The organism is Streptomyces thermoviolaceus (assembly GCF_045209695.1).
GTDB classification, from domain to species: Bacteria; Actinomycetota; Actinomycetes; order Streptomycetales; family Streptomycetaceae; genus Streptomyces; species Streptomyces thermoviolaceus.
Genome location: NZ_CP109280.1, coordinates 3,004,630 through 3,021,868, shown reverse-complemented (window position 1 = coordinate 3,021,868; position 17,239 = coordinate 3,004,630). Strand labels below are relative to the sequence as shown.

Genomic DNA, 17,239 nt, shown 5'->3' with positions numbered 1-17,239 from the left:
TGCTCAGGGGCGGGTCGCATACTCGGGGGGTGACCGACCACGAGCATCCCGGCCCGCCGGGCGCCCCGGCCCACGACGCCGTCGTGCTGGCCGGGGGCACCGCCCGGCGGCTCGGCGGCGTGGACAAACCCGCGGTGCGCATCGGCGGCCGGACGCTGCTCGACCGGGTCCTCGGCGCCTGCGCCGAGGCACGCACCACCGTGGTCGTGGCCGCGCCCCGGCCCACCGTGCGCCCGGTGCGGTGGGCGCGGGAGGAACCCCCCGGAGGCGGCCCGGTCGCCGCGCTCGACGCGGGCCTGCGTCAGGTCACCGAGGAGCGGGTCCTCGTCCTCTCCGCCGACCTTCCCTTTCTCGCACCGGCCACCGTGCGGCGGCTGCTGGACACGCTGAACACCGGCCGCGCCGACGGGGTGCTGCTCACCGACACCGACGGCCGTGACCAGCCGCTCGTAGCGGCCTACCGCACCCGGGCGTTGCGCGGGGCGCTGGCCGCGCTCGCCCAGGAACACGGGGCCCTGACCGGGCTGCCCCTGCGCCGGCTGACCGCCGCGCTGCACCTCACCCGAGTCCCCGATCCTTCCGCGTCGTTCGACTGCGACACCTGGGACGACATCGCCGCCGCCCGGGCACGCATCAGGGAGCATGGTCACGTGTTGGATGAATGGATCTCCGCAGTCAAGGACGAGCTGGGCATCGACCTGGACGTCGACACCGGTGTGCTGCTCGATCTCGCCCGCGACGCCGCCCACGGCGTGGCGCGGCCCGCGGCGCCCCTGACCACCTTCCTCGTCGGCTACGCGGCCGCACGCGGCGAAGGCGGTCCGCAGGCGGTCGCCGAGGCCGCCCGCAAGGCGGCCGCCCTCGCACTGCGCTGGGCCCAGGAGGACACCGCCGAGGGCAAGCCCGACGTGGCCCCCGACGCCACGCCCGACACCCGCCCGGACGCCGGATGACCGCCCGTGGCGCGGACACCCGCCAGGACGCCGACGACCTCGATGTCGAGGAGGCGCTCGCCCTCGTGAACAAGCCCGGCCGTGACCCGGTCCCCGCCCCCGTGCCGGCCTCGTTCCCGGCCGGGCGCGCCGAGCACGGCGGACCGCACTCCTCCGAGACCCGCCGCCGGGCCACCCCGTGGCGCCAGGCCCGGGAGACGGCCGCCGCTGCCGCCCGGACCGCCGCGCAGCGCGCGCCCGTCTCGGTCCCCCTGGCGGAGGCGCTCGGCCTGGTCCTCGCCGAGCCGCTGCCCGCCCTGACCGACCTGCCCTCCTTCGACACCTCGGCGATGGACGGCTGGGCGGTGGCCGGCCCCGGCCCCTGGACCGTGCGCGACGACGGCGCGCTGGCCGGAGGAGAACGGCCCGAGCCGCTGTCCGACGGCGAGGCGGTGCGGATCGCCACCGGCGCCCGTATCCCGCAGGACACCACGGCCGTGCTGCGCTCCGAGCACGGCCGCGTCGACGCCAAGGGCATGCTGCACGCGATCCGCGAGGTGGGGCACGGCCAGGACATCCGGCCGCGCGGGCAGGAGTGCCGCACCGGCGAGCACCTGCTGCCCGCCGGCACCCTGGTCACCCCGGCGGTGCTGGGGCTGGCCGCGGCCGCCGGGTACGACACGCTCTCCGCGGTTCCCCGGCCGCGCGTGGAGGTGTTGGTGCTCGGTGACGAACTGCTCACCGAGGGGCTGCCGCACGACGGACGGGTCCGGGACGCGCTCGGCCCGATGCTCCCGCCGTGGCTGCGCGCGCTGGGCGCCGAGGTGACCGGGGTGCACCGGATCGGCGACGAGGCCGAGGCCCTGCGGCAGGCGGTCACCCGGTCCGAGGCGGAGCTGATCGTCACCACCGGCGGAACCGCCGCCGGCCCCGTCGACCATGTGCATCCCGTGCTGGACCGGGTCGGCGCCGAGGTGCTGATCGACGGTGTCGCCGTGCGCCCCGGCCATCCGATGCTGCTGGCCCGCACCGGCGGACATCAGCTCCTCGCCGGACTGCCCGGCAATCCGCTCGCGGCCGTCTCGGGCCTGCTCACCCTGGTCGAGCCGGTGCTGCGCACGCTCGCCGCGCGCCCCGCCCCGGAGCCGTACACGCTGCCGCTGCAGAGCGCGGTGCACGGACACCCGCACGACACCCGGCTCGTCCCCGTGGTGCTGCGCGGCGACCTGGCCGTGCCGGTGCGCTACAACGGGCCCGCCATGCTGCGGGGCGTCGCCGCGGCCGACGCGCTGGCCGTGATCCCGCCCGGAGGAGCCCGTCCCGGCCAGGAGGCCGAGCTGCTGGATCTGCCGTGGGCCGCCGCCGGAATCGGGGTGTGTTTCACGTGAAACTCCCGGGCCAGGACGCCATCGCGCGCCAGGCGGACGAACGGTTGGTGACCCATCGGGTGAAGCTGCCCAGGAAGGCGGTGGAGCGCCCGATACGGCAGGTCGGCAAGCGGATCGCCATGGCCCTGCTGGTCCTGCTCATCACCGTGGTGATCGTCTACGTCGACCGCGACGGCTACCGCGACAGCTCCGACACCGGCGTCGACCTGCTCGACGCGGCGTACTACGCCACGGTGACCCTGTCCACCACCGGGTACGGCGACATCACCCCCGTCAGCGACAGTGCGCGCCTCACCAACATCCTGGTCATCACGCCGCTGCGCGTGGCGTTCCTGATCATTCTCGTCGGCACCACGCTCGAAGTGCTCACCGAGCGCACCCGTGAGGAATGGCGCCTGAGCCGCTGGAGGTCCACCTTGCGCGATCACACCGTAGTCGTCGGCTTCGGCACGAAGGGACGGTCCGCGATCCAGACCGTCTGTGCGACCGGGCTGAAGAAGCAGCAGGTCGTGGTGGTCGACCCCAGCTCCAAGGTGATCGAGGCGGCCACGGCCGACGGATACGCGGGTGTGGTCGGCGACGCCACCCGCAGCGAGGTGCTCCTGCGGGCGGAGGTGCAGCGGGCACGGCAGATCATCATCGCCACCCAGCGCGACGACACCGCCGTGCTGGTCGCGCTCACCGCCCGGCAGCTCAACCGCAGGGCCAAGATCGTCGCTGCGGTGCGTGAGGAGGAGAACGCGCCGCTGCTCAAGCAGTCCGGAGCCGACGCGGTGATCACCAGCGCGAGCGCGGCCGGACGGCTGCTGGGACTGTCCGTGCTCAGCCCGGCCGCGGGCATGGTCATGGAGGACCTCATCCAGCAGGGCACCGGCCTCGACCTGGTCGAACGCCCGGTCACCAAGGCCGAGGCGGGCCGGAACCCGCGGGAGATCGACGATCTGGTGGTGAGCGTGATCCGTGGCCACCGGGTCCTCGGCTACGACGATCCCGCCGTCGCCGAACTCCAGCTGACCGACCGCCTGATCACGATCGTCCGCGCCACACCGGCCACCCGGGTCACCCCGGACACCCGGCCCCTGCCGCAGGACTGACCGCGCGGGCGGCCTGCGTGCGCACCGAGCCTGTCCACCGGGCCTGCGCATCGCCGGCCCGAGCGACGGGTGCCGCCCGCACGGTGCTCGTCCGGAGCGACGCATGCGGCCTGCACGCCGCTCGTCCGAAGCGACTCTCGCGGTCCCGCCGCCTCTGAACACGGGGCGTTGCAGGACCGTGCTCCCACGGGGCGTTGCAGGACCGTGCGCGGGCCGGCGGCCGTCCACCCGGGCGCCCGGAACCGTGCCGTTGCCGTGCACCGTGGTGCCGGGCACGGCGAGGAGTAGCGTCGGCTCCATGCATGCGATCACGATTTCCGCACCCGGCGGGCCCGAGGTGCTGTCCTGGCAGGAGGTACCGGACCCGGTACCCGGCGACGGCGAGGTGCTGGTCGAGGTGACGGCCGCCGCCGTCAACCGCGCCGACATCATGCAGCGGAGGGGCTACTACGACCCGCCGCCCGGCGCCTCGCCGTACCCCGGTCTGGAGTGCTCGGGACGGATCGCGGCGCTCGGTCCGGGTGTGTCCGGCTGGGCGGTCGGCGACGAGGTGTGCGCACTGCTCGCGGGCGGCGGCTACGCGGAGAAGGTCGCGATCCCGGTGGGCCAGCTGCTGCCCGTGCCCCGGGGGCTCGACGTCAAGCAGGCCGCGGCCCTGCCCGAGGTGACCTGCACCGTCTGGTCCAACGTCTTCATGATCGCCCACCTCCGCCCCGGGGAGACGTTCCTGGTGCACGGCGGTTCCAGCGGCATCGGCACCATGGCGATCCAGCTGGCCAAGGCCGTCGGTGCGAAGGTCGCCGTCACCGCGGGCACCAAGGAGAAGCTCGACCGCTGTGCCGAGCTGGGCGCCGACATCCTGATCAACTACCGTGAGCAGGACTTCGTCGAGGAGATCGCGCGGGCCACCGACGGCGCCGGAGCCGACGTCATCCTGGACAACATGGGCGCCAAGTACCTGGACCGCAATGTGCGCGCCCTCGCCGTCAACGGGCGGCTCGCGATCATCGGCCTGCAGGGCGGTGTCAAGGGCGAGCTGAACATCGGCGCCCTGCTCAACAAGCGCGGCGCCATCAGCGCCACCTCGCTGCGTGCCCGCCCGCTCGACGAGAAGGCGGCCATCGTCGCGGCCGTGCGCGAGCACGTCTGGCCGCTCATCGCCGACGGCCATGTGCGGCCGGTGATCGACCGTGAGGTGCCGATGCACGAGGCCGCCGAGGCCCACCGGATCGTGGAGGAGAGCACGCACATCGGCAAGGTGCTGCTCGTGCGGCCCTGACCACCGGCCGCCGGCCATTCGAACCCCGGCCGCCGGCCATTCGAACCCCGGCCGCCGGTCGCTGCCTCCCGGTGCTGCGGTGGTGCCGCGTCCGCGGTACGGGGCCGCTACGGACCACGCAGTCGCAGGGCGACGAACGCCAGCCCCAGGCCGAGGCCGATGAGGACCAGTCCGCCGCCCAGCTGCAGCCTCTGGGAGACCGGACCGGACCCGGAGTCGCCCTGCGTGGCGGTCCCCGCATCAGGGGCGTTCGAGGACGCGGGGGGCGGGACGACGGCGGCGTCGGTCGGCACCGAGGGTTCCGGGACCGGGGGCTCCTCGCCCGGTGAGGCGCTGGAGGCGCCGGCGTCCGGGGCCTCGCCGTCCTCGTCCTCACCGGGCTCGTCGGGGGCGACGTCCTGGCCGGGCTCGTCGGGGCCGATGTTCTCGCCGGACTCGCCGGACTCACCGGACTCACCGGGCTCGTCGGGCTCGTCGGGCTCGTCGTTCCCGTCGGGCCTGCCGTCCTGCTCCTCCCAGGGCGGCCGGGGCCGGTGCGGCCGGTCCGGACGGTGCCGCTCCCGGCCGTCCCCGTCCGCGGCGCGCGGCACGCCGGTGGCGGGCGGTGCGTGGGCGGACGGCCCGGCGGAGGAACTCGCCTGCGGCGGGGACGGCTCAGAGGCCGCGGACACGGCGCCGGGCCCCGCGGCCGAGGTGGCCGATGCGGCCGGAGCAGCCGGGGACGGCCCGGTGCGGTGGGAGCCGCCGGGCAGGAACGCCACGCACAGCGCGACGAGCAGCCCCGCCGCACCCGGAACGACGCGCAGCCGAGGAGTCATCGGGGGACCCCCTCACGGTGCCCGGTCAGTGCTCGACGCAACGACCCTCACACGACCGGCCTCACCGGGCACCCCCGGCACCTCCGTCGGAGTGACGGCGTCGCGGCCCGACGGTTCAGCGGCCCGCCCGGCACCGTCCTGCCGTGATCACCTGCCCGCACACGGTGGATCACCGTCCGCAGGGGGCACCCAGAAGGAAAAGGGGGTGGGTGCGAGAGAATGGGCCGCATGGAGATGCCGAGGAACGAACGGTCGCCGGAGAATCCGCAGATTCTGGTCGTGGGGCAGGACGGCATGGCGCTCGGCGGTGGGGACGAAGAGTCCCGTGAGACCCCGGTGACGGAGCAGGTGGAACAGCCTGCGAAGGTCATGCGCATCGGCAGCATGATCAAGCAGCTGCTGGAAGAGGTGCGCGCCGCTCCTCTGGACGAGGCGAGCCGGGTGCGCCTGAAGGAGATCCACGCCAGCTCGGTGAAGGAGCTGGAGGACGGTCTGGCTCCGGAACTGGTCGAGGAACTGGAGCGGCTGTCTCTGCCGTTCACCGACGAGCAGACCCCCAGCGACGCGGAACTGCGGATCGCCCAGGCCCAGTTGGTGGGCTGGCTGGAGGGGCTCTTCCACGGGATCCAGACGACCCTGTTCGCCCAGCAGATGGCGGCCCGTGCCCAGCTGGAGCAGATGCGCCGTGCGCTGCCGTCCGGCCTCGGACACGACGGCGGCGACGACCACCGCACCGGCGGTCGCTCGGGCGGTCCCTACCTGTAGGCCTGCCGCAGCTGCTACTGCCTGTAGGTCGTTCGCACCTGTAGGTCTGCCGTAGCTGCTACTGCCTGTAGGTCGTTCGCACCTGTAGGTCTCCGCGGTGCCGGGCCGCGCTCACGGAGTCGTCCGCACCGAGCCACGCTCACCGGGCCGGCCCGGCACCGCACACCTGCTTCCGTGCGTCGGAACGCTTCCGCGCGCCCAGCGTGTCTCCGCCCGCTCGCCTGCCCGCGAACTCCTCCGCGTCCCGCGACCGATCTGCCCACTCGCCGTTCCGCGTCCGTGCCCTGCCCGGCGAACCGCCCACGCGCCCCATCCGGCGCCCGGCGGGCCCCCATCCGGCGCCCGGCGGGCCCCCAACCGGCGCCCGGCGGCCGGCCTCGCACCGCCACGGCGTGCGCCCACGTCGTGCCCGTGCCGCGCCTGTGCCGCGCCCACGCCGTCCCTACGCCGGCGGGTTGCCCGTGGATATGTCGAACTGGATCTGCGGCGGGTCGTTTGGGTCGAAGTCCGTGTTGGCCGTCGGCGACTGACGCATGACCGTGCCCTCGCCGTAGGTGTTCTCGTCCACGTACCGCTTGGAGTAGTTCCACCCCGCGGCCTGCAGGCAGGCGAGCACCGAGTCCCAGTTCTTGAAGGTGAAGTCGGGCATCTGCACCTTCTCCGGGTCGTCGTACGACTCCGGCGGGTCGGTGCACGCCGAGGTCTCGATGGTCTTCGTCGTGTCCGGGCCGCGGTAGCCCTCCCGGTGGGACGCGGACGCGCTGGGCCGGTCCCCTCCGCCCTTGCCCTGGTCGTCGGAGTTGTTGCTCGCCAGCAGCGCGACGATCAGGCTGCCGACCGCCACGACGGCGACCGCGGCCGATATGCCGATGACCCGCTTGTTCTTCCCGCTCCCGGAGCGGGACTCGGGCACCTTCACGGCGGGCGGCGGCGACGGCACGTTGTACGGGGACGGGGTCTGCTGCGGCCCGTACGCCGCGGGGCCCGGGCCCGGGTAGCCGTTCTGGTGCGGATAGCCGTACGCCGGTGCGGGCGCCGACGGCGGCGGGGTGCCGTACGGCTGCTGCGGCGACGGCTGCGGCGGAGTGGGTTGCTGCGGAGCGGTCTGCTGCGGCGGCGGGGTCGGCTGGTAGGGCGTCTGCACGTTGCCCACGGGCGGCGGCGTGGAGTCGACCGGCGGGAAGACCGCGGAGGCCACGCCCGCGCCGCTCGGCGTGTGCGGGCCCGGGACGATGCTGGGCGGGACCGGCTGGAGGGAGGCCGCCACCCGCAGGCACTCGTCGCGCATGGCCACGGCGTTCGGGAACCGCTCGTTGGGGTTCTTCTTCAGCGCGCGGGCGACCAGCGCGTCCACCGCCGGCGGCAGCGAGCGATTGATCGAGGAAGGCGCCGGCGGCTCCTCCTGGACATGCGCGTAGGCGATGGCCAGCGGCGAGTCCGCGTCGAACGGCAGCCGCCCGGTGACCAGCTGGAACAGCATGATGCCGACCGAGTACAGGTCGGACCGCGCGTCCACGCCGCGGCCGAGGGCCTGCTCCGGGGAGAGGTACTGCGGGGTGCCGACCACCATGCCGGTCTGCGTCATCGAGGTGACGCCGGACTGCATGGCGCGGGCGATGCCGAAGTCCATCACCTTGACCACGCCGCGCTTGGTGGTCATCACGTTGCTCGGCTTGATGTCCCGGTGGACCAGCCCCATCTCGTGGCTGATCTCCAGCGCCGCCAGCACGTCCGCGGTGACCTTCAGGGCCTTGTCGGCGGGCATGGCGCCGTACTGCCGGACGTCCGCCTCCAGCACCGAGCTGAGCGAGCTGCCCTCGACGTACTCCATGACGATGTACGGCGTGGTCATGCCGTCCAGCTCGTCCTCGCCGGTGTCGAAGACCGAGACGATGTTGGTGTGGGTGAGCTTCGCCACGGCCTGGGCCTCGCGGCGGAACCGCTCACGGAAGGCCTGTTCCCGGCCGAGCTCGGTGTGCAGGGTCTTGATCGCGACCTGGCGGTCCAGCACGGTGTCGTAGGCGAGGTGTACGGAGGCCATGCCGCCCTCGCCCAGCAGGTCGCGCAGCTGGTACCGGCCACCGGCCAGCGCGCGCCCCGTCAACCGGCCTCGTGCGCCGTCCTGGCTCATCTTCTGCGTCCCCCATAGGCGCGCGCGGGGCGGCGGCTTCCGCGCCCGCGCGATCGGCTGTCCGTCGACCGGTTGCGGGACCGGACCTGGTCTGACCCGACCTCAAGTCCGGATCTCGTTGATCGAAAGTGTTATTCCCGGCCAAGTCTGCCCCAGGGCACCGACACGTCAAGTTCGGTGCCCGTTCCGTGACCGTACGCGAAAGAAACGTCGCGGAAGCGTTACCGCACCCGTACAGCGCGTACCCGGGATTTGCACGGCGGCGGCCGCACGGGGTTTGATGACCGGTCCCGTCCTGGACCGGTTCCCGCAGTGAAGCTGGACCGGCGGCCCGCGCGGAGCCTGTAGCGTGGCCGACGGAGACCGTAACTACACCGCACACCGCGGGCACACACGACGGCGAGGACTGATGGCACAGACGCAGCGCGCCCAGGACCCGTCCGATCCCGAGGCGTCCGGCGGCGGCGGCACGTCGGACGCGCCGGAGACGTGGGGCAACGGCGGCCTGGTCGGCGACGGCCGGTACCGGCTGACGCACCGGCTCGGACGGGGCGGCATGGCCGAGGTGTTCGCCGCGGAGGACGTCCGGCTGGGCCGGACGGTCGCGGTCAAGCTGCTGCGCGCAGACCTGGCCGAAGACCCCGTGTCCAAACGCCGGTTCACGCGCGAGGCGCAGTCGGTGGCCGGGCTCAACCATCACGCGATCGTCGCCGTGTACGACTCCGGCGAGGACATCGTCGGCGGGCAGTCCGTGCCGTACATCGTGATGGAGCTGGTCCAGGGCCGCACCATCCGCGACCTGCTGCACAACGCCGAGGCACCGGGACCGGAACGGGCACTGATCATCGTCTCGGGGGTGCTGGACGCCCTCGCCTACTCGCACCAGCACGGCATCGTGCACCGCGACATCAAGCCGGCCAACGTCATCATCACCGACAGCGGCGCGGTGAAGGTGATGGACTTCGGCATCGCCCGCGCCCTGCACGGGGCGTCCACGACGATGACGCAGACCGGCATGGTCATGGGCACCCCGCAGTACCTCTCCCCGGAGCAGGCGCTGGGCAAGGCCGTCGACCACCGCTCCGACCTGTACGCGACCGGCTGCCTGCTGTACGAACTCCTGGCGCTGCGCCCGCCGTTCGTCGGCGAGACCCCGCTGTCGGTGGTCTATCAGCACGTCCAGGACCCGCCGGTGCCGCCGTCGCAGATCTCCGACGGCGCCTGCCCGCCGGAGCTGGACGGCCTGGTCATGCGTGCGCTCGCCAAGGAGCCCGACGACCGCTTCCAGACCGCCGAGGAGATGCGCGGCACGGTGCAGTACGCCCTGCAGATGCTCTACGAGCAGGGCGGCCACACCGGCACCTGGAACACCGGCCCGGTGCAGCCGTACGACACCCGCAGCACCCCGTCGGCCGGCCTCGCGGGCACCACCGTGATGCCGCAGTCCGCGGGCGGTGCGGGTTCCGGCACCCAGCAGATCCCGCAGGCCGTCCTGCCCGGCGGGTACGGCGACCGGGACGACGGCGGCTTCGACGGCCACGGCGAGCGGCGCGGCGGCCGGGGCAAGCTGTGGATCCTCGCGGTGCTCGCGGTCGTCGCGGTGGCCGCGGGCGTGGCGCTGGCCCTGAACAACGCCGGCGGCGGCGACGGCGGCAGCGCCGGCACCTCTCAGTCGCCCTCCAGCACGCACTCCACCACGGAGGACGAGCCCAGCTCCGGCACGGACGACGGGTCCGCCGAGGAGCCGTCGGACACGGACACGGACCGGGGCAGCGGAAGCGGCGGCGGTGGCGGCTGGCACTGGACGCCGTCGCAGAACCCGTCGTGGACGCCGTCGGACTCCTCGACCGACGACGAGTCCGACCCGACGGACGGCATGCCGTCGTCGACCCCGTCGGCGCCGTCGGACCCGCAGGACACCACCGGCGGCGGCAGCGGCGAGGGCGGCAGCGAGGGCAGCGCCGGCGAGGACACCGGCGGCAATCCCGGCACCGGTCCCGGCGGCCCCGGCCCCGGCGGGGGCGGCGGCCCGGGCGGCGGCGGTGGCTCCGACGCCGGGGGAGGCTTCCCCGGCAACCTCAGCACCGGCGGCACCGGCTGAGCCGTCACCTTCCTGCGCTTCTCCGCTTTCTCCGCGCGTGTGCGGGCCCGTGCGGCCCGCACACGCGCGTCGTCGTGTCCGCGGCACACCGTCCCGCCGCGGGAGGTGTGCCGCGCCGGGTGATCAGTCCGCGAACGCCCCGCACACCGCGTCGTAGTGGCGGGTCCACCACACCACGAGCGCCGAGGCGGCCGGGAACTGCTCGTCCGCGCGCCGGTCGCCCCGCTCGTAGTGCCAGCGCAGCATCCAGAAGTCGTTCAGACGCTCCCACCACACGCGGTGCACGGCCGCCGCGAGTTCCGAGGCGCCGGCGCCCGTCACCCGCCGGTAGGCGCGGGCGTACGCCCTGATCTTCGGCAGGTCCAGGGTGCCCGCCGGCCGGACGAAGAAGATGACGGCGGCGCGTACCGCCTCCTCCGCGCGGGGCTGCACGCCGAGCCGGTCCCAGTCCACGATCGCGACGGGGGAGTCCCCCTTGTACAGCAGGTTGAACGGGTGGAAGTCGCCGTGCACCCAGCCCACCGGGCCGCCGGGCGGCGGCCGCCGGTCGGCGTGCTGCTCCAGCAGCGTGCGGCGCTCCAGCAACCGGTGACGTGCCAGCGTGTCGAAGGCGTCGCAGGGGCGGTGGCGCTGCACATGCCCGAGCAGCTCGTCGATCAGGGCGAAGGTGTCGGCCGGATCGGCGCTCTCCACCGGATGGGGGCTGGTGGCGGGGCGCGTGCGCCCCTTGGGCGGCATCACGGCCTCCAGACAGGCGTGCACGGCGCCCAGCAGCGCGCCCAGCCGCGCGCTCTGCGCGGTGCTGAGCTGGCCGCCGTGCCGGTGCCGGCCGTCGATCCACGGATGCAGCGCATAGGCGTGCCCGCCGACGACGGCGACGGTGCGCCCGTCGCGGCAGGCGAGCGCGGGCGCCACCGGGACCCCCAGGTCGGCCAGGCGCTGGGTGGCCCGGTGGCGGCGGGCGATGGCCGCGGGGTCGGCGGTGTCCGGGTCGGAGTGGTGCTTGAGGAAGTAGCGACCGCGGGTGGTGCACAGCCGGTAGCCGCGATTGAGCAGTCCCTGGTCGACCGGCTCGCAGGTCAGGGCGGATCCGGCGGCGTACTGGCGCAACAGGGCCCGCAGAGGGGGCGCATGCGGCACAGGGGGTGGTACACATGAGCGCGGCACGCGGCAGATGTTAGGGCACGGTGGAGAGCCCATGAGCTGCCGCTTGTCGCAGAACGTCAGCAGTGATCACATTCGGTCACGACGGATCGTCGCCGCCCGGACGTCCCGCCCCGCGGCACACCCCCTCCGGACGGACGCACGAGGTCACCCGTCAAGCGCGATTCCGGCCCCTTTCCGACCCTTCCCCAGGCGGGGGTGGGCGGGATACCGTGCGGCTGTTCCGGCCCCCCGCAGGGCTGTGACCAGCGGCTGCACCACATGATCGGCCAGTTGGTTGGACGTCCAAGCGAAAATACTTGGAAATCCAATGAAACGCGCAGGTCAGAGGGGGTTTCCCAGAAATGTGCAGCACTGGGTAACGTGGCTGCTGCAGGGCGCTCGCCGGGGCACCTGTCACGCCTGTTCCCGGCCGAGTGGCATCCACCCCGTGTCCGGTGGCCGACAACAGGTGAGCCTCCCCCGGGCTCAGAACGAGCAAGGGGGGATTCCCAGGCCTACCGGCAACCCCGGGGGCCGGACCGACGGAGGAGCACTACGTGACCGTGGAAGGGACTGCCGCGCGCACATCGCGACGCAGCGCCGGCAAGAAATCCGGGACGAGCGGCACCAAGGCAGCGGGCACCACCGGTACCAAGCGCGCCACCCGCACGACCGCCAAGAAGGGCTCCGGCACGGTGACCGCCGCCGACCCCGACCTGGTACAGCTGCTGACCCCCGAGGGGAAGCGCGTCAAGAACGCCGAGTACGACCGCTACGTCGCCGGCATCACCCCCGAAGAGCTGCGCGGCCTGTACCGCGACATGGTGCTCACCCGGCGCTTCGACGCCGAGGCCACCGCACTGCAGCGCCAGGGCGAGCTGGGCCTGTGGGCCTCGCTGCTGGGCCAGGAGGCGGCCCAGATCGGCTCCGGCCGGGCCCTGAACGACGACGACTACGTCTTCCCCACCTACCGCGAGCACGGCGTCGCCTGGTGCCGCGGTGTGGACCCGGTCAACCTGCTCGGCATGTTCCGCGGCGTGAACAACGGCGGCTGGGACCCGTACAGCAACAACTTCCACCTGTACACGATCGTCATCGGCTCGCAGACGCTGCACGCCACCGGCTACGCCATGGGCGTCGCCAAGGACGGCGCGGACTCGGCGGTGATCGCCTACTTCGGCGACGGCGCCTCCAGCCAGGGCGACGTGGCCGAGTCGTTCACCTTCTCCGCGGTCTACAACGCCCCGGTCGTCTTCTTCTGCCAGAACAACCAGTGGGCGATCTCCGAGCCCACCGAGCGCCAGACCCGGGTGCCGCTCTACCAGCGCGCCCAGGGCTACGGCTTCCCCGGTGTGCGCGTCGACGGCAACGACGTCCTGGCCTGCCTGGCCGTCACCAAGTGGGCGCTGGAACGTGCCCGCGCCGGCGAGGGCCCCACCCTGGTCGAGGCGTTCACCTACCGCATGGGCGCCCACACCACCTCCGACGACCCCACCCGCTACCGCAGCGAGGAGGAGCGCCTGGCCTGGGAGGCCAAGGACCCGATCCTGCGCCTGCGCCGCCACCTCGAGGCCGGCAAGCACGCCGACGAGGCCTTCTTCGCCGAGGTCGAGGCCGAGAGCGAGGCCCTGGGCAAGCGGGTGCGCGAGGCGGTCCGTGCCATGCCCGACCCGGACCACCTCGCCATCTTCGAGAACGTGTACGCGGACGGGCATGCGCTCGTCGACGAGGAGCGCGCCCAGTTCGCCGCCTACCAGGCGTCGTTCGCGGACGCAGAGGGGGTCTGAGCAATGGCTGCGGAGAAGATGGCCCTGGCCAAGGCGATCAACGAGTCGCTGCGGCGTGCCCTGGAGGAGGACCCCAAGGTCCTGATCATGGGCGAGGACGTCGGCAAGCTCGGCGGTGTGTTCCGGGTGACCGACGGCCTGCAGAAGGACTTCGGCGAGAGCCGCGTCATCGACACCCCGCTGGCCGAGTCCGGCATCGTCGGCACCGCGATCGGCCTGGCGCTGCGCGGCTACCGCCCGGTGGTCGAGATCCAGTTCGACGGTTTCGTCTTCCCGGCGTACGACCAGATCGTCACGCAGCTGGCGAAGATGCACGCCCGCTCCCTGGGCAAGGTCAAGCTCCCGGTCGTCGTCCGCATCCCCTACGGCGGCGGCATCGGCGCGGTCGAGCACCACTCGGAGTCGCCGGAGGCCCTGTTCGCCCATGTGGCGGGCCTGAAGATCGTCTCCCCCTCCAACGCCTCGGACGCCTACTGGATGATGCAGCAGGCCGTCCAGAGCGACGACCCGGTGATCTACTTCGAGCCCAAGCGGCGCTACTGGGACAAGGGCGAGGTCGACGTCGACGCCATCCCCGGCCCGCTGCACAAGGCCCGCGTCGTGCGCGAGGGCACCGACCTGACGCTGGTCGCCTACGGCCCGATGGTGAAGCTGTGCCACGAGGTGGCCGCCGCGGCCGCCGAGGAGGGCAAGTCCCTGGAGGTGCTGGACCTGCGGTCGGTGTCCCCGCTGGACTTCGACACCGTCCAGGCGTCGGTGGAGAAGACCGGCCGTCTGGTGGTGGTCCACGAGGCCCCCGTGTTCTTCGGCTCCGGCGCGGAGATCGCCGCCCGGATCACCGAACGCTGCTTCTACCACCTGGAGGCCCCGGTCCTCAGGGTCGGCGGCTTCCACGCGCCGTATCCGCCGGCGCGCCTGGAGGAGGCCTACCTGCCGGACCTGGATCGCGTGCTCGACGCCGTCGACCGCTCGCTGGCGTACTGAGGGAGAGGTTCGTGACGACGATGACCGCAGCGTCCGCATCGGTACGCGAGTTCAGGATGCCGGATGTCGGCGAGGGCCTGACCGAGGCCGAGATCCTCACGTGGTACGTCCAGCCCGGGGACACGGTCACCGACGGCCAGGTGGTGTGCGAGGTCGAGACCGCCAAGGCCGCCGTGGAGCTGCCGATCCCCTACGACGGCGTGGTCCGCGAGCTGCACGTCGCCGAGGGCACCACGGTGGACGTGGGCACGCCCATCATCGCGATCGAGGTCGCGGGCGCCGCCGGAGCCGACGTCCCGGCGCAGGCACCGGCGGCCGAGCCGGAGCCGGCCCAGCCGTCCCAGGAGACCCAGCCGGAGGGCCGGCAGCCGGTCCTGGTGGGCTACGGCGTGGCCGCCTCGTCCACCCGGCGGCGCCCCCGCAAGGGCGGCACCGCACCGGCCGCTCCGGCCCGGACGGCCGTCCAGGCGGAGCTGAACGGCCACGGTGCCACCCTGCCCGAGCCCGCCCCGGCCGCCGCCGGCCGGCCGCGCCCGCTGGCCAAGCCGCCGGTGCGCAAGCTGGCCAAGGACCTGGGCGTGGACCTGGCGACGGTGGTCCCCACCGGCCCGGACGGCATCATCACCCGCGAGGACGTGCACGCGGCGGTGGCCGACCGCACGGCTGCTCCCGCCCAGCAGCCGACGGCCCCGGCCCCCCAGGCACCGGCCACGGCACCCGCCCCCGCGCCCGCGGCCGCCCCGGCACCGTCCGCGCCCGCCGTGGGCTGGGACGCCGCGCGCGAGACCCGGATCCCGGTCAAGGGCGTCCGCAAGGCCACGGCCGCCGCGATGGTGGGCTCGGCGTTCACGGCCCCGCACGTCACGGAGTTCGTGACGGTGGACGTGACCCGCACCATGAAGCTGGTCGAAGAGCTCAAGCAGGACAAGGAGTTCGAGGGACTGCGGGTCAGCCCGCTGCTGCTCGTCGCCAAGGCCCTGCTCGTCGCCGTCAAGCGCAACCCGGACATCAACGCCTCCTGGGACGAGGCCAACCAGGAGATCGTCCAGAAGCACTACGTCAACCTGGGCATCGCCGCCGCCACCCCGCGCGGCCTGATCGTGCCGAACATCAAGGACGCCCACACCCTGACGCTCCCGCAGCTCGCCCGGGCGCTGGGCGAGCTGGTGACGACCGCCCGCGAGGGCCGGACGACGCCCGCGGCGATGCAGGGCGGCACGATCACCATCACCAACGTCGGCGTCTTCGGCGTCGACACCGGTACGCCGATCCTCAACCCCGGGGAGTCCGCCATCCTCGCGGTCGGTGCCATCAAGCCGCAGCCGTGGGTCCACAAGGGCAAGGTCAAGCCCCGTCAGGTCACCACCCTGGCGCTCAGCTTCGACCACCGCCTGGTCGACGGCGAACTCGGCTCGAAGGTCCTGGCGGACGTGGCCGCCATCCTGGAGCGGCCGAAGCGCCTGATCACCTGGGCCTGATCCGGATCTGCCGGAAGGCGCACACACGGCAAGGGGCCTGCCGCCGTCGGGCGGCAGGCCCCTTGCGCGTGCCGTCCGGCCCCCGCGGGCGCGGTGCGCCGCCCAGGGCCTGCCGTTCGGATCGTCCCGCCGTCGCCTGGTCCGGCCTGCGCGTCTGCCGCGTCGGCGAGTGACGACGACGCGGCAGCTGCACGCACCGGACCGGACCCCGCTCGGGTCGGCCGAGAGGCACCGCACCTCGCGGCCGGGCCGATCCGAACGACAGGTCCTACGCGCCCAGGCGGGCGAACCCGTAGTCGAGGATCTTCGTGGCGTCCGTGCCGCGCTGGGTGACGGACGAGGAGGCCAGGACCGTTCCGATCACGGTCTTCGGGCCGCGGGTGGCGGCGAAGACCAGGCAGTACTTGGCTTGTGGACCCGAGCCGGTCTTCACGCCGACGGCGCCCTTGTAGCTGCCGAGCAGCGTGTTGGTGTTCGTCCAGGTGCCCATGGTGCGGATGCTGCCGGTCTTGGTGACCGTCTTCGCCTGGTACGACTTCGTCTTCACGATGGTGCGGAAGACGGAGTTCTGCATCGCGCTGGAGGCCAGCTTCGTCAGGTCGCGCGGCGTCGAGTAGTTGTTGCCCTTGCCGATGCCGTCGAAGGAGTCGAAGTGCGTGTTCTTCAGGCCCAGGCGCTTCGCGGTGCTGTTCATCCGGCCGATGAAGTTCTTCACCCGCGCGTCCCGCGTCGTGCCCGAACCGAAGGTGTCCGCCAGCGCGTAGGCGGCGTCGCAGCCCGAGGGCAGCAGCAGCCCGTACAGCAGCTGACGCACGGTCACCTTGTCGCCCACGATGAGATGGGCCAGGGAGGCGTTGTGCTTGACGACGTAGTCGCTGTACGCCTTCTGGATGACGACCTTGCGGTCCAGGTTCAGCCCCGGCTGGTCGAGCACCACCTTCGCGGTCATGATCTTGGTGGTGGAGCCGGTGGACAACCGCGTGTCCGCCTTCTTCGTGAACAGCGAGGCGCCGTTGGCGTTGTTCATCGCGAACGCGCCCTTGGCCACGACGGACGGCGCGGCGGCGGCCTGCGCCGGAGCCGCGGCGAGGGCTCCGGTGACGCACAGCGTGCCGGTGGCCAGGGCGACGGCGGTGGCTGCGCGGAGGCGGTGGGTGGCCTTGATGGCGGTGTTCAAGAGAGATACCCCGATGCTTCTCGAATGCCTCTGTGACGTGGCGTAGTCGACTGCCCACGGCGTGAGGTCGCACCTGTCTGACTGTCGGCGGCCGCGGTTGGTTGCGGGGTGCGCGGGTGAAATCTCCGCCGGCCGTGCGGTCCGCGCGGTCGTGGGACG

Annotated in this window: 13 protein-coding genes; 9 read left to right on the top strand and 4 right to left on the bottom strand. The window is 73.1% G+C overall.

The features are described from left to right. The first annotated feature begins 29 nt into the window (after positions 1-29). The 4 genes from OG899_RS13190 to OG899_RS13175 all read left to right on the top strand — a co-directional run bounded on the left by OG899_RS13190 (position 30) and on the right by OG899_RS13175 (position 4,693). A complete protein-coding gene (locus OG899_RS13190; RefSeq protein ID WP_168132398.1) occupies positions 30-953 on the top strand; it encodes an NTP transferase domain-containing protein in 924 nt (307 codons plus the stop codon). Continuing rightward, positions 950-2,320, top strand: a complete 1,371-nt coding sequence (locus OG899_RS13185; RefSeq protein ID WP_125499319.1) for a molybdopterin molybdotransferase MoeA — start codon at positions 950-952, stop codon at positions 2,318-2,320. Before OG899_RS13190 ends, OG899_RS13185 begins: the two co-directional genes overlap by 4 nt. Continuing rightward, a complete protein-coding gene (locus OG899_RS13180; protein ID WP_125499318.1) occupies positions 2,317-3,414 on the top strand; it encodes a TrkA family potassium uptake protein in 1,098 nt (365 codons plus the stop codon). Before OG899_RS13185 ends, OG899_RS13180 begins: the two co-directional genes overlap by 4 nt. 298 nt (positions 3,415-3,712) lie before the next feature. Next, positions 3,713-4,693 carry an NAD(P)H-quinone oxidoreductase gene (locus OG899_RS13175; protein WP_125499317.1) on the top strand — a complete coding sequence of 327 codons (981 nt, stop codon included), beginning with the start codon at positions 3,713-3,715 and terminating at the stop codon, positions 4,691-4,693. 107 nt (positions 4,694-4,800) lie between these two features. Here OG899_RS13175 and OG899_RS13170 read toward each other — a convergent pair whose 3' ends face one another. After that, a complete protein-coding gene (locus OG899_RS13170) occupies positions 4,801-5,511 on the bottom strand; it encodes a hypothetical protein (protein ID WP_406311040.1) in 711 nt (236 codons plus the stop codon). Between the two features lie 228 nt (positions 5,512-5,739). Between OG899_RS13170 and OG899_RS13165 the strand changes: the two genes are divergently transcribed. Continuing rightward, positions 5,740-6,276: a bacterial proteasome activator family protein gene (locus tag OG899_RS13165; protein ID WP_125499315.1), complete on the top strand. Its 537-nt coding sequence runs from the start codon at positions 5,740-5,742 to the stop codon at positions 6,274-6,276. A gap of 442 nt (positions 6,277-6,718) precedes the next feature. Here OG899_RS13165 and OG899_RS13160 read toward each other — a convergent pair whose 3' ends face one another. Next, entirely contained in the window at positions 6,719-8,407 is a 1,689-nt protein-coding gene (locus OG899_RS13160; protein WP_125499313.1) for a protein kinase domain-containing protein, read from the bottom strand. 409 nt (positions 8,408-8,816) lie between these two features. Between OG899_RS13160 and OG899_RS13155 the strand changes: the two genes are divergently transcribed. Continuing rightward, a complete protein-coding gene (locus tag OG899_RS13155) occupies positions 8,817-10,508 on the top strand; it encodes a protein kinase domain-containing protein (RefSeq protein ID WP_168132401.1) in 1,692 nt (563 codons plus the stop codon). Positions 10,509-10,631: 123 nt separating this feature from the next. On the opposite strand, the gene OG899_RS13150 is transcribed toward OG899_RS13155, so the two are convergent. Continuing rightward, positions 10,632-11,648, bottom strand: coding sequence for a phosphotransferase (locus tag OG899_RS13150; RefSeq protein ID WP_229814002.1), 1,017 nt, complete (start codon positions 11,646-11,648; stop codon positions 10,632-10,634). Between the two features lie 563 nt (positions 11,649-12,211). Here OG899_RS13150 and pdhA point away from each other — a divergent pair. From pdhA to OG899_RS13135, 3 genes are read left to right on the top strand one after another with little or no spacing between them, the layout of a single operon-like run. Continuing rightward, a complete protein-coding gene (pdhA, locus tag OG899_RS13145) occupies positions 12,212-13,441 on the top strand; it encodes a pyruvate dehydrogenase (acetyl-transferring) E1 component subunit alpha (protein WP_125499311.1) in 1,230 nt (409 codons plus the stop codon). A gap of 3 nt (positions 13,442-13,444) precedes the next feature. Further along, a complete protein-coding gene (locus tag OG899_RS13140; RefSeq protein WP_125499310.1) occupies positions 13,445-14,425 on the top strand; it encodes an alpha-ketoacid dehydrogenase subunit beta in 981 nt (326 codons plus the stop codon). A gap of 11 nt (positions 14,426-14,436) precedes the next feature. After that, entirely contained in the window at positions 14,437-15,903 is a 1,467-nt protein-coding gene (locus OG899_RS13135; RefSeq protein WP_189427927.1) for a dihydrolipoamide acetyltransferase family protein, read from the top strand. A 268-nt stretch (positions 15,904-16,171) separates the two neighbouring features. On the opposite strand, the gene OG899_RS13130 is transcribed toward OG899_RS13135, so the two are convergent. Beyond that, on the bottom strand, positions 16,172-17,080 hold the full coding sequence (locus tag OG899_RS13130) for a D-alanyl-D-alanine carboxypeptidase family protein (protein WP_189427926.1): 909 nt from the start codon (positions 17,078-17,080) through the stop codon (positions 16,172-16,174). Positions 17,081-17,239: the final 159 nt, after the last annotated feature.